This window comes from Aureispira sp. CCB-E, assembly GCF_031326345.1.
GTDB lineage: Bacteria > Bacteroidota > Bacteroidia > Chitinophagales > Saprospiraceae > Aureispira.
In genome coordinates this window covers 6,177,242-6,190,710 of sequence record NZ_CP133671.1, presented here as the reverse complement: position 1 = coordinate 6,190,710, position 13,469 = coordinate 6,177,242, and the positions used below count along the sequence as shown (strand labels likewise).

The window sequence follows — 13,469 nt, the reverse complement described above, 5'->3', positions numbered from 1 at the left end:
TCCTATCAAAGGTGTTGTGAACAAGAATTGCATAAATTCTCAAAATGCCAAAGTCCAATTTGAATAACCTTTATTAAATTTAATTTGAAATTATGTTTAAAAAACATATACTATTCGTAGTCTTTTGCTTTTTGACACAACTATTAATTGCACAAGATGGCTATTATAAGAATCATAATGACTACTTAAATGATAGACTCCAAGAATGTGAAATTTTATCAATAGGCCATATCGCTACTGATTTTTGCATGGATGTGAAAATTAATGGCAAAAAAATAAGAATTGATATAGATGTAAAAAACATGTGGGGCTATAAGAGGGGAGATCTTGTTTATAGAATTGGGGATAAAAATTTTCCTTTTGAAGTATACAAGAAAGGAGAGGTCTATACTTACAGATCAGAGTCAACAGCAACTTCAGGTAGTGGACATGAATATACGTCAACGATTATGAGAATGTCAAAAGGATCTGATGGAGAGATGATGCCAATAACAAAAGCGAATCTCAAAAAGATGTTTAAGAATGATGAAAAGATGCTTTCTGAAATAGAAGAATTAAAAGGTTTAAGTTCTGTGATTTATTTCATTTATGGTTTAAATCTTAATGATAACAATTTTCCACAAGAATTTTTAATTGCTAAAAAAGATGTTTCTGAATACATCTATTTTCATGCAGGTATTCAAGATTATATACAATCAGTTCAAAAAGAATTGTTAAAGAGCTATGTCAAGTTTTCCTATATTGAAGAACAACAGCTTGAAACGCCAGGTTATTCTGATGCTCTAGAAAAGTATAGTATAAAATATAAGAAAGATTTATCTGAGAATAAGACCTTATTGATAAAAATTGATGATTTGCACAAGAAATTAAAAACCATACCTAAAGAAGAACGAGAGGTTTATATCAACAAGCACCTAAAAATTCCAAGTAAGTTTAAAAAAAACAAACGATAAGTAAGCGGGCAGAGAAAAAGTATTGTTAGAGAATAGACTTATTTTTGAAATCAAAGTATTAGGGGAAGTAGAAAAAGTAAATTGGTTTGATTATGCAAAAGTTCAGTTAAATTGAATTAAAAATGAAAGAATATCTAGAAGTCAGTTATTGGGGAGAACCTTTTATTTATATGTTGGTAGGGTTTCTCTTATTTTTGAGTGGAAAGTTGTTGTATCAATTGCTACACAAAGGAGTAGATGTTGATGCAGAAATGGTGGATAAAGATAATCTAGCATTTGCAGTCACTCATGTGGGGTATTTTGTAGGATTGTTGTTGGCAATATGTGGCTCTATGTCTGGTATCAAACACGATTCGTTAATACATGATATAGGAATTACAATGGGATTTGGTTTGGGAGCCATTGTCCTGTTGAATATAGCGATTATTATCAACGACAGAATTATTTTTGGTGGCTTAGAATTGAAAAAAAGCATTGTCGAAAAGGGAACAGTTGCTGTTGGAATTGTAGAATCTGCTAATTCTATTGCCAATGGTTTAATTATTTATGGAGTACTAACAGTAGAGTCGGAACATATTTTTGTTGCCTTAGTTTTTTGGTTGGTAGCACAAATTTTAGTGATTTTTATGGCAATGGTTTACAATAAAATCATGCCCTATGATGTGTTTTCAAAAATCTATGCAGGCAATGCGGCTGTTGCTGTTGCCTTAGCAGGTTTTTTAGTTGGAATGGCTAATATTATACGCTATGCAATAGAATCGGAGCACAGCGATTGGGCAGAATCTGCTGTTGCAATAGGCATCCAACTCGTAGTCGCAATGATTGCGTTTCCTGTTTTTCGTTTTTTGACAGACAAACTTTTATTGCCTAAGAGAAGTATTACAGATGAATTGGTTCATCAAGAAAAACCTAATTTTGGTGTCGGCTTGGTAGAAGCATTCGCTTATGTTAGTGCTTCTGTATTAATTATTATTTCATTGTAGGGTATCGCTGATAGAAGTAAAATGGAGGATCGGAAAAAGGGACATTCTTTGATATTAATGACCGCACTTTTTGCAACAGGGCTGTCTGGAATTGTAGCAGAGTATGTATTAGCAACGTTGGCAACTTACTTTTTGGGCGACTCGGTTTTTCAGTGGACGATCGTACTTTCTCTAATGTTGTTTTCAATGGGACTGGGCAGTCGTTTTAGCCAAAATTTTAAGAAAAATCTATTAGAGACATTTATAGTTATAGAGTTAATCCTTTCTATCTTAATTTCTCTTTGTGCCCTTATTACATACCTAATTATGCCTTATACTACTAGTATTTGGTTGGTCATGTATTTAATGGCAATTGTGATTGGTCTGTTGATTGGGATGGAAATTCCCTTGGTAACTCGAATCAATCAAGATTACAAACCATTGCGTACCAATATTTCTGGTGTAATGGAAAAAGACTATTATGGCAGCTTATTTGGAGGCTTGTTTTTTGCGTTTATTGGTATTCGTTACTTGGGTTTAACGTACACGCCCTTTGTTGTTGGAGGAGTCAACTTCTTTGTTGCTTTGTTGTTGTTTTATTATCTAAGAAGAGTCATTATTATCGAAAAAAAAGGGCGGTTGCAATTCGGCTTTGCGATTACTGGTGCCATCTTAGCCATTGGACTATTTCTAGCCGAGCCAATTGTCTTGTTTGGAGAACAGAGTCGTTATCGAGAAAAAGTAGTCTTTACCCAACAAACGCCTTATCAAAAAATTACTGTTACCCAGTGGCAAGGAGATTATTGGTTGTACCTCAATACAGGCAAACAACTAAGTACCTTTGATGAATGGATGTACCACGAACCATTGGTGCACCCAGCGATGCAATTGGCAAAGTCGCACAAAAATATCTTAATTATGGGAGCAGGGGATGGCTGTGCCATACGAGAGGTATTAAAATACAAAGATGTTGAACGTATTGTGTTGGTTGATTTGGATCCAGAAATGACGGAGATTGGAAAGAATCACCCTATCTTCAAGCAGCTGAATCAATCGGCTTATTTTTCACCTAAGTTGGAAGTGATCAATGCGGATGCCTTTAATTATGTAGAGTCTACCAAGGCTTTCTATGATGTTATTATTGCCGATTTTCCTGATCCCAAAAGTGTAGAAGTCAATCGACTATATACCCGAGAGTTTTATCAAATTTGCAAAAAAAGATTACGCCCCAACGGTGTATTTATTACTCAAGCTGCCAGCCCTTATTATACCACCAAAGCATTTAGAACCATCGAAAAAACAATCAAAGCAGCTGGTATGAATGTTGTCCCTATCCACAACCATATTTATACGTTTGGAGAATGGGGTTGGGTGATTGCCATGAAAGAACCGCCTTCGGAAGCTATAAAAAAAGAACTACAAACGCTGACGTTTGAGGGAATTGATGTTCGATGGATTAACCAAGAAAGTATGTTAATGATGACTTCTTTTGGAAGGGATTTGGTAAAGGTAGATACGGCAGATTTGGAAGTAAATACCATTCATAATCCTGTTTTGTATCGTACCTATGCAGAAGGGAACTGGTCGTATTATTTTTAATTATGTGGTTGTTCTCCAAACATATAGATTTAGCAGCCTTATACCTCCCTATATGGTTGTGTTGGATGGTGTTATTTAATTTGCCTTCAGAATATTTGCAAGCAGATATTCCACTTTGGGTTTGGGTGCTATTTGTTTTGTGTATTGATGTGGGACATGTGTGGAGTACCATTTTTAGAACCTATTTAGACAAAGAAGAATTTAGAGAACACAAAACGTTGTTGATGGTGGCTCCCTTAATTAGTTTTGTTGTTGTTGCAACGATTGCTTTTATTTCCACCTTTTGGTTTTGGCGATTATTGGCTTACTTGGCTTTGTTTCATTTTGTAAAGCAACAATACGGATTTTTGGCATTGTATAAGATGAAGGCACAAGATTTTGGAATCAAAAAAATCTTTCAAGATAAATGGGTGTTGTACTTAGCAACACTGTACCCTGTTGTTTATTGGCATTTTGCCGAAGGGCTTTATTTTAGTTGGTTTGTAACAAATGATTTTATTAACCTTCGGTCTTTATTTGATATTTCTTCTCGATTTTGGGTGCTTTTTTTTCAACCTTTAAACATTTTGTATTGGTTGATTATCATAGCTTGGACGGTCGAAGAATGGCAACGTTCTCACAAAGTCAATACAGGGAAAATTCTATGGATGTTGACAACGGCTATTAATTGGTATGTGGGAATTGTCTATTTTAATTCAGATTTGGCATTTACCGTTACCAATGTGGTTGCACATGGCATACCTTATTTGACCTTGATAATTTATTATCAATACCAAAAAAAAGGAATAAAAGGAGATGGATTAACAACAGCATATCGAGTGGCGGCGGCTATTTTGCCTGTCGTTTTTTTCTTGGGCTGGCTAGAAGAGTATTTTTGGGATATGCTTATTTATGGAGATCGAGGATACTTTTTTGGTGCTGTCATTGCTTACCCATTTGACTTGTTGCAAAGTCCTTTAGCCCAAGCTATTGGTATTGGTTGTTTAGCATTGCCACAATTGACCCACTATATCATTGATGGGTTTATTTGGAAATCAAACGAGTCGAACCCCTATGTCAGACAGATATTTAAAAATGGATCAAAATAGCAGTATGAATCGACGTGAGTTTGTAAAATTTGGAGCTTTGGCATTAAGCCCTATCTTGGTTAAGTTTTTGAATGATTGGACGCAAGGAACGACTGAAAATGATTTTGATATTGAAATTTTATCCGATGCAGGAGTCGGACATTTGCTTTGGGAAAGCAAGGATTATCCTCAAGGAGAAACCTTAGAAACTTCTTATTTGATAGTTGGAGGAGGTATTGCAGGGTTGAGTGCCGCTTATGAATTAAAGAACGAAGACTTTTTACTCTGTGAATTATCGGATTATTTGGGAGGAAGCTCTTCCGCCAATACGCACCAAGATCAATACTTTTCTCAAGGTGCACATTATGACTTGGCTTATCCAAAGTATTATGGAAAAGACTTGTTGGAGGCTTTATTTGACTTGGATATTATTGATTATAATTACCAAAAAGAAGAATGGGTTTTTGTAGACAAACAATTCCTGATTCAACCCAAGAAAGCAAGTCAAAGCTTTGATCAAGGTATTTTTAGGGCAGATGTATTGCCAGAAGGAAAGCTCAAAGAAAGTTTTGAAGCCTTATTGCGTCCTTTTGTTGGTCAGATGCCCATGCCTACCACTTCCATATCAAGAGAGTTTCATTATTTAAACCAACTTACTTTCAAGGAGTTTTTGGAACAGCATCTTACCTTAGATGATGCTTTTGTGCAAGCCATAGATTATGCTATGTTAGATGATTGGGGAGCTACTTCTGAGGTTGTTTCTGCGTTGGCTGGAGTACATTATTATACCTGTCGATCGTATTTTGATGGGAATCCAGAACTTTTTTCTCCACCGCAAGGCAATGCTTATTTTGCTCAACAATTTATTCGAAAAATTCCACAAGAACGCTTATTAACCAATCGCTTGGTAAAGCAAATAGAGCGTTCCTCAACAGGCTTTAGTGTGAACGTTATAGATGTCAAACAAAAAAAGATTGTCACCATCAAAACTTCAAAGATTGTCTATGCAGCACACAAACACGCTTTAAAATACATCTACCCAGAAGCTTATCCTTTGTTTCAACAGACAACGTATGCCCCTTGGATTGTTGTCAATATTGTGCTGAATAAAGCCGTTACAACGCCTGTTTATTGGCAGAATGAATACCTCTCAGGAGAACAAGCTTTTATGGGCTTTGTCGATTCGGGGGCACAGTACCAACCCTTGACGACTAGAAGAACTTTAACAGCTTATTATTGTTTGCCAACGGAACAACGAAAGGAGTTATTAAACATAGAACAAATGGCTCCCTCGTTGGTAGAACAAAGTATTGTTGCTATAGAAGAGGTGCTGCAACAGTCGATTCGACAGGATATTGAAAAAGTTTACATAAAAGCAATGGGACATGCCATGCCGATTCCAAAACCTCACTTTTTGCTTCAAAACCATAATGCCAATGCTAGGGATACAGGAATTGCCTATGCTGGAGTCGATGCTGGGCACTTGCCTTTGTTTTTTGAAGCCGCTAATTCTGGCTTGCAAGCTGCTCGTTTGTTAAAAGGGTAGTGTAAGGTGCTCAAAGTATTTAATTTGGATGATAATAAATCAAAGGCTTTTGAGTAATGTTCCAACGATGCAACATTTTGGACTGTGGAGATATGTATTGATGAGGAGGAATTGGTTCCCAAGATAAGATGCTGCAATCAGGAATTAAAACAGGTTCCTCGGTAGCCTCTGATAGTTGAAATAAGGTGCTTCGTTCACAACTATTACGAACAGGATAAAGGGACAAGGAATCGATTATAGTAACCAATGTAACAACGGCTAGAATGGCTGTTTTAAGTTTTTGAGCAGAAGATTTGGAAAGTGATTGGAGCAATAAATTAGCAGTAGCTCCTAATAGAATAAAAAGTCCAAATGTAATCGGAAGCATCGTGTCAAATCGGATGATTAAATTGCGGTAGCCTCGATAACCGCCAAAAGGAAGCAATACGGTGTAAATGAGAATGAAGATTATAATGTATTTTGCAATCGTTAGCAGCTTTTTTAAGGCATCCGATGGGTGATAACGGTGTAAAAAATAGAGGGCAATGGTTGTCAATATTACAATGGTTAGAGGTGTTGTTTTTACTAAAAATAAAATCTTAAAGATGCCCGCAGCTAACAAATCAAATCGCTCTAAGATACTAGGAAGTGCTGTTGGATTCTCAGTGTTAAATGTTCCTAAGTAAAACGAGTATAGCCCAAGTAAGATGATCCATCCAAAATGAAATAAAATAGGGCGTGGAATTAATGAGATAGCTTTGACAAAATGAGTGACACCGTACCCAGGTTGTTGCTTAAAATTATGCCACCACAAACCCAATAAGGCTAAAGAACTAATTAAGATAGCGGTAGGAGCGTTGATTGGACCATTAAAAATAACAACAAAAGATAACGTTATTAAAAGGAGGTGTTCCCACCATTTGAATTCAAGGGGACGCGTTTGACAATACATTTTAACAAAGGGGTGCATATAGGCTAGCAAGGCTAACAAAGAAAAAGCATAGGCAAAGGTATAGATAATGGATTGGTCTATGACTCTCATTGGAAATAGGAAGCCATAAGGAGAAGCCAAAGACAGGGAGCCAAGTAAAGCAAAAATAAATAAAAATCTTTCGTGGAAAAAAGGTATTCTGGGAGTCACCCAACTAGTTAAAATATACGTAATCCCAATGTGAGTGAATAATTTGTGGATAGCACAAGAGACATAAACACTATCAACTGGATGAATGAAATTTTGTAAAAATAAAGGAAAATGATTAAAGTAAAGGTATGAAAACCAATGCAAAAAGAAACGATTGGGACCAGTATGTGTTTCTCCACTAGATAGCATTTTGAAGCCTAAAGGGTCAGACAAAACAGGGGCATATTCTTCTGATGGAAGAACCATATTGGCTAAGTCTCCTAATAGTGGTGTTTGGAGAAAACAAAAATAACTGGCTATTAAATCAATTATAATAACTAGTATAATGAAGTATCGTAGTGTTTGGTTAGAATTGTTTTGATGCATTGCTCTCCTTTGTTAAACATTTTTAATGCACGATAATGCCTATGAATAAGATTATTTTCTACGTTTTTGTGTTGATTTGGTGCGATTAGGTTGTCAATAAAAAATAAATGGATAGAACAATCCTTTGACGAAGTAGAAAACAAATAAACACATTAGATTACTGATATCGAAACAAACCATTGTAAATTATCTCAGAAGAAGCAATTCGGTAGGCATATATTCCTTGTGTCAATGCTGGCAATTGTACTTGAGTAGAATTACCTTCAAAAGAGTAAGTTGCTATTTTTTGACCTTCTAAATTATAGATACTAACTTGATAGGTTGCTGAAGCCTGTGTTTGGATATGCAATAGTTGTTCCTTGCCAATGGGATTTGGAAAGACAGTAACAGGATTGGGCAAATACTCTTTTTCAACCCTAGGTGCAGTGACTATTGTCACACTGTCTACTGTGATGACCAATTGTCCCCAAGTTGTTAACGCCAAATGATTTGAGAAACTGAATTCTTGTTGTTGGATGGCATCACAAGTATCTAGCACAACTCCCCAGGTTGCACCATCTGCTCTAGCCGAACGTTGGTATAAGGTATAATCATTAGGAGCGAAAGGAATAGGTGTAAGTGTTTTAAATAGAATACTGTCTAATGCCGTAAATTGGGTATTATGACCATAATTATTAATAATCCAATAACCACCCGTGACCAAGTTGTTGGCAGGGATTTGGTCAGGAGCAACATTGAGACGATTTAAAACCAACGTTCCATCTGAATAAATGCCAGAAGAAGGGGTAGCAAAACACAACTGTGTTGTAGTGCTAACAAAAAGACCACTGTTGTTGACTTCTATTTTTTCACTACGTCCCCCACCAACAGGAGCAGTAGATAGCACTCGGCTAGCTGTACCCAAAAATGTTCCGTGCAGTAAACCACTTCTATCTTGTACCAAGGGTGCTAAAGCATTGAACTGATAATAATGAATTAGATTGGGCTGATCGACAGTATATTTGGTTAGGTGTTGACTTGCTCGAATGGCATCTTGGCTCAAGGCAATGTCCCAAATACAGACTTCATCAATTTTGCCTTTGAAGGTACGGCTAATCCAATTGGCATAGCGCCCAATAGTGATGCCCCCTTTCCAATGAAGAAGCCCCATGTTGGCGGCATAAGTACTGGGAACTCCATTTAAGTAGACCCTTGCTGAATCAGGACTAATCACCAAAGCAACATGTGCCCATTCGTTCGTAGGAACAAACAAACCACTGTTCCACGTCCATTGAGCCCCTGGCCATTGAAAGATGAGTTCATTGTTGTTGCCAAATAGTAGCCCAGCAGGAAAACTATCATTGCTATGGGCAATAATACCCGTATATTGATTTTGAATGTTGTCGGCTTTAATCCATGCCGATAGAGTCATTTGGTTGGTCGTCAACTGAAGTGCCTCTGTTTGAACATAATCATTAGGAGTACTGAGTTGCAGCGCATAGCCAGGGATGGTATCTTTTTCACAAGCACTAGCAATGTGAATAAAATCTGTTAAAACCTGTGTATCGCTTCCCCAAGCATCGCTAACGGTAAGGGTTACATTGTAGCTACCAGAGTTACCAAAAACGACCTTGGGGTTTTCATCTGTAGAACTACTGGGTTGTCCGTTTTCAAATTGCCAAGTATAGCTAGCATTACTTCGAGCGGTAGAATGACTAGCAAAATAGAAGGTATCTCGATGGCAAGCACTGTTCTTTTTATGGACACTAATTTGGGCTACAGGAGGTGTGTTTTCGTAAAAATCAACTTCATAAACCGAACGATTGGTGCCGTTGCGCAATTTACCCGCTTTATAATAAGGAACCAATTGCACAGAATGTGTTCTTAAAGGCAAATTGTTGTTAAACAAAACCCAATTAGACAAGTTGTCGTTTTTGTAATAAACAGCGTTCCGTGTGCCTAAATACAGCCCTCCTTGACTGCCCTTTTGATGCTCAATGTTGGTGCTATACACGCCGTCTAAGTCTGGAGTTGTCTTATTTTGCCAAGTAAGTCCACCATCGGTAGTTTGATAAACCTGTTCTCCATCTAAAATAGGTGTTCCTTCATATTTAGAAATTCTAGCTGCCCAGAGTGTATTGGCATCTGTAGCGCTAATAGTCAAGTCATAAGTTACCCAGCGATGGTTAGGGATAAGGCTTGGGGGGGGAGTGATGTCTGTCCAACTATAACCACCATCCGTACTTTTATAAATGAGGCGATCAGCATTAGGCTGGCTAGGGTGATAATTTAAATACATAATGTCAGGATTGCTCCAAGAAATTTCAAAAGAAGTAATTAAGCCATCTCCAAAATCATAAATTTTTTCCCATGTCAGACCATTATTTTCTGATTTCCAAAGGTTGTAAAATTCTGTACTATAAATAGTATTATAAATCTGTGGATGAGTGGTAATACTCCCCGAAAAACCTACTGTAATTCCTGCATGAGGAAGATGTGGCATTGGAGTCGTGGTATTGGGAATTAATCGGTTGCCAGATAAGCTCTTCTTGCCATAATCAGAAAAGGTTAAACGAGTATGAATAGGGTGTACAAAGCCACGATAATTATCTCCTCCATCTGTAGAAAGCCAATCGTTTATATAAACGTGGTTGTCCTTCAAAAGGGTGCCATTGTGATACGTGCCTCCTAGCATGACTTCGCCATCTTGAAAACCTGTCCCAAAGCCCCAAAAATCAGTTCCTTCAATTCCCTTCATTCGACGTTGAAAATGAGCACCATTATCATCCGAATAAAAAATGCCCCCATCACAAGCTATCCAAATTTCGTGATCGTATATGCGAATATCATGGATGTCAGCATGAACGTAATTATCTTTGTAAGAATGATCCCACTGAGCAGGACAAGAAAACGTATTGGCACCATCGCTGGAGAACCACAAATTGACACCACCGACTAATACTGAATCAGCATCGTTAGGAGCGGCAGCTAGTGCCAAATCATAGTAATATTGCCCCCCATTTCCAAGACCATCATCCGACCAGTGCATTAGATTAGGATTGGAGGCACTCGGAAAATTCAAGAGCGCAGCCCCACAGCAGATACTAGACCAACTTTCACCCGCATCATTACTCACCAACATGGAGTGCAATCCACTAGCAAAACCTACTTGACCAGTCAAAACCGCATAGACTTTATTCGAATCGTTGGGCGATACTGCTATTTCTGTACGGCGTTGATCACCTAGTACAGCGGGAACAGGCCAACCTGTCGGCTTTTGAGTAAAAGTGAGCCCATTGTCAATAGATTTGTAAAACTCTGTTCGGTTGCTAACTTGTTTGACAGCATAAACAATATGTGGCAAGTGTGGATGAAATTCTATTTCTTGAAAGTTACCTGCTTGTATCAACGTCCAAGTAGCACCACTATTATTGGTACGGTACAAGCCCTGATTGGAGGCTAAAAGAAGTACATTGCTAAACGTAGGGTGCATGACCATATCGGTACAAGCATGCTGTAGGCTATTAAAAGCGGTCCCGCCTGTTATACTCCAAGAAAGACCGCCATTGTTGGTTTTGTATACTTTCCCATCCAAGTCAGACGCAAAGTAGACAATTTGTGGGTCATTAAAGCTAATCTCTAAAGCCCTTACACTGCTAACGGGCAAATTGGGGGTTGTTAAAGACCAGTTTTTGCCATTGTCTGTACTTTTCCAAACGCCTGCTGTTGCTGTGCCTGCATAAAGCACGTTGCTGTTACTCTTTGATTTTTCTACAGTATAAACATGAGCTGCCCCACAAGCATAAGACGTACTAGCAGCGGTTTTATCAAAATCAAAGGGTCCCAAACATTGCCAGCTAGAAGTAGGACTGCGTTGTTGTTTTAATTGCAACGATTTTTGATAATACTCGGCTTGTTTTTGTTGATAATGCCGTTGTTCTGTAGGATTCATTCCTCCCCAATGCGGGTAGCGCGCAAAGTGACGTTGCCAGCGTTTGTAATATTGTGTATGGCTGTTCTTTTGGAAAGGATGATTTTGATAATAACGTTCAAAAGCTACTTGTACGGCACTAAGGTTGGGATTAGGAGCGTACATCATGGTAACCCAACTGGGTACTGTGGTATCCGTCAAAGGATAGGGAGTTTGTAAATTTTGAGCAACAGCTCCAATCGAAAAGAATAAACAATATATAAGCAGCCATTTTTGCATAATTCTAACCTTTGATTATCAATAGAAAAACAAAATAAGAATAAATCATTATAGAAGTATGCTTATTGTGTCATCTTTGGTCATGGCTTATTGAGCTAATAAAGGGTATGGATCTATAACAAATAGTGTATTGGATAGCTTATATTATGAGCAGTAATTGTTATGGTTGATTAAAATAATCCCAAGTAAGCTTAGCTATTTCTGCGATAATTTGTTGGTTAACATTATCCTCTTCCATAGAATCACTTACCAAAATGCTTATATAAAAATAAGAATTGTCTGATAAAAAGACAATGCCAATATCATTCAATGCTCCTGTTAAACCATCCTTGTTTTTGCCAGAGTGCCCTGTTTTGTGTGCCACGATAGTTGCTTGGGGCAGCAACCCACGAATACTCTTTTTCCCTGTTTTAGTACCTTTTAGGGTTTCCAACAAAAAACGGTGGCTTTGAGCACTCAATAAGTTGTTTTTATTTTCAAAGAATAATTCTAAAACTTGATTGGCCGCCTTGGCTGTTGTCCAATTGTCGTATTGCTTTTCCCATTCTGATTGCATGACCATTTCATTGTGATGAATGGCAATATCTTTGATACCAATTTTATGTAAAAAGGATTGTACAACCGATGTGCCTCCTATCAGTTTGAACAATATGTCACAGCCTAGATTATCACTTAAAGCAACCGTATATTGGAGTAATTCGGCTATACTGACTCTAGCACCATTGGGATACTTTTTACGCAATGGACTCCATAAGTGGCTGTACGCTTGAATGTCTTTTTTTCTAATAACAATCTTTTTGTTTAGGCGAAGTTTCCCTTTGTCAACTTGGTGAAGAACAGCTAAAGCTAAATGATATTTAAAGACACTTTGCATGGGTAAATGTTGATGACCATTGATCGACATACTATCGTTGGAATTACTGCCTTGTATGGCAACGCCAACCGTAGCCGACTTGTTTTCAATCACCGTTGTTATCTTCTCTCGTAACGTTTCAATAGATTGAGCTTTTGTGACACTTAAGGTTAGTAGAAGGATAAATTATTTTGACCATCATAAATAAAGTTTTTCAACGACCACGTAGTAGCAGCGCAGCTAACTATTGTAAAAGTAGTTATTGGGTTTTATAATCGAATCTAGAGGAACAGGCAATTTCAGACACTAGTAGATTGGTTTCATAGCGTTAAGTTATGATCACTCTAGTTTGTTGACTCTATCAAAAATTGTAATGCTACCAGCAACGGCAACATTTAGAGAATGATCGCCAGGGAGTTGTACTAAATCATGACATCTTTGTTTTAGTTGGTGGGGAAGCCCGTTATCTTCAGAACCTAAAATGTAGATGGCTCTTGGAGGATGTTGGTATGATTTAATTGCTTGTGCCTTGGCATCCATTTCAACCCCAACTAGCTTACAACTATAGGGGATGCTATCCAAAAATGCATCTAATGTCTTATACTGAAAGAGTGGAATTTTAGACCAAACTTTTAGGACATCGGAACTTTGTTTTTTGTACTTTTCTTCAATAATAAAAATGAAACTAGCGTTAAAAATATGCGCCGTTCTCCATAGAGAACCAATATTTTCTGCTGTTTTGGGTTGGTAGATACCAATACCAAAATAACGTTCCTCGCTAGCATCCCATTTTCGTTTCATTGTTATGTGTCTT

Annotated in this window: 9 protein-coding genes; 5 read left to right on the top strand and 4 right to left on the bottom strand. The window is 37.5% G+C overall.

What is annotated here, in order from left to right; translation table 11 throughout:
• The first annotated feature begins 92 nt into the window (after window positions 1-92).
• The 5 genes from QP953_RS24020 to QP953_RS24000 all read left to right on the top strand — a co-directional run bounded on the left by QP953_RS24020 (window position 93) and on the right by QP953_RS24000 (window position 6,127).
• Window positions 93-953: a hypothetical protein gene (locus QP953_RS24020; RefSeq protein ID WP_309553196.1), complete on the top strand. Its 861-nt coding sequence runs from the start codon at window positions 93-95 to the stop codon at window positions 951-953.
• Window positions 954-1,075: 122 nt separating this feature from the next.
• The gene (locus tag QP953_RS24015) at window positions 1,076-1,936 is read left to right on the top strand and encodes a DUF350 domain-containing protein (protein ID WP_052592794.1); all 861 of its coding nucleotides are present in this window, start codon (window positions 1,076-1,078) and stop codon (window positions 1,934-1,936) included.
• Between the two features lie 21 nt (window positions 1,937-1,957).
• Window positions 1,958-3,514 carry a polyamine aminopropyltransferase gene (locus QP953_RS24010; protein WP_052592796.1) on the top strand — a complete coding sequence of 519 codons (1,557 nt, stop codon included), beginning with the start codon at window positions 1,958-1,960 and terminating at the stop codon, window positions 3,512-3,514.
• A gap of 2 nt (window positions 3,515-3,516) precedes the next feature.
• On the top strand, window positions 3,517-4,602 hold the full coding sequence (locus QP953_RS24005) for a hypothetical protein (RefSeq protein ID WP_052592798.1): 1,086 nt from the start codon (window positions 3,517-3,519) through the stop codon (window positions 4,600-4,602).
• A 4-nt stretch (window positions 4,603-4,606) separates the two neighbouring features.
• Window positions 4,607-6,127, top strand: a complete 1,521-nt coding sequence (locus QP953_RS24000) for an FAD-dependent oxidoreductase (protein ID WP_309553195.1) — start codon at window positions 4,607-4,609, stop codon at window positions 6,125-6,127.
• Window positions 6,128-6,146: 19 nt separating this feature from the next.
• Here the strand turns inward: QP953_RS24000 and QP953_RS23995 are convergent, their stop codons facing one another.
• The 4 genes from QP953_RS23995 to QP953_RS23980 form a co-directional block, all read right to left on the bottom strand.
• Window positions 6,147-7,613 (bottom strand): hypothetical protein, encoded by a 1,467-nt coding sequence (locus QP953_RS23995; RefSeq protein ID WP_309553194.1) that lies wholly within the window; start codon window positions 7,611-7,613, stop codon window positions 6,147-6,149.
• A gap of 157 nt (window positions 7,614-7,770) precedes the next feature.
• A complete protein-coding gene (locus tag QP953_RS23990; RefSeq protein ID WP_309553193.1) occupies window positions 7,771-11,802 on the bottom strand; it encodes a LamG-like jellyroll fold domain-containing protein in 4,032 nt (1,343 codons plus the stop codon).
• Window positions 11,803-11,962: 160 nt separating this feature from the next.
• Window positions 11,963-12,769, bottom strand: coding sequence for a class A beta-lactamase, subclass A2 (gene bla / locus QP953_RS23985; RefSeq protein ID WP_309553192.1), 807 nt, complete (start codon window positions 12,767-12,769; stop codon window positions 11,963-11,965).
• A 225-nt stretch (window positions 12,770-12,994) separates the two neighbouring features.
• On the bottom strand, window positions 12,995-13,456 hold the full coding sequence (locus QP953_RS23980; RefSeq protein WP_309553191.1) for an RNA methyltransferase: 462 nt from the start codon (window positions 13,454-13,456) through the stop codon (window positions 12,995-12,997).
• Between the last annotated feature and the right edge of the window lie 13 nt (window positions 13,457-13,469).

Bases quoted from the DNA above. Each gene is read 5' to 3' on its own strand.
- QP953_RS23990 (WP_309553193.1), bottom strand. From the start codon at position 11,802: ATGCAAAAATGGCTGCTTATATATTGTTTATTCTTTTCGATTGGAGCT.
- QP953_RS24000 (WP_309553195.1), top strand. From the start codon at position 4,607: ATGAATCGACGTGAGTTTGTAAAATTTGGAGCTTTGGCATTAAGCCCT.
- QP953_RS24005 (WP_052592798.1), top strand. From the start codon at position 3,517: ATGTGGTTGTTCTCCAAACATATAGATTTAGCAGCCTTATACCTCCCT.
- QP953_RS24020 (WP_309553196.1), top strand. From the start codon at position 93: ATGTTTAAAAAACATATACTATTCGTAGTCTTTTGCTTTTTGACACAA.
- QP953_RS23995 (WP_309553194.1), bottom strand. From the start codon at position 7,613: ATGCATCAAAACAATTCTAACCAAACACTACGATACTTCATTATACTA.
- QP953_RS24010 (WP_052592796.1), top strand. From the start codon at position 1,958: ATGGAGGATCGGAAAAAGGGACATTCTTTGATATTAATGACCGCACTT.
- QP953_RS24015 (WP_052592794.1), top strand. From the start codon at position 1,076: ATGAAAGAATATCTAGAAGTCAGTTATTGGGGAGAACCTTTTATTTAT.
- QP953_RS23980 (WP_309553191.1), bottom strand. From the start codon at position 13,456: ATGAAACGAAAATGGGATGCTAGCGAGGAACGTTATTTTGGTATTGGT.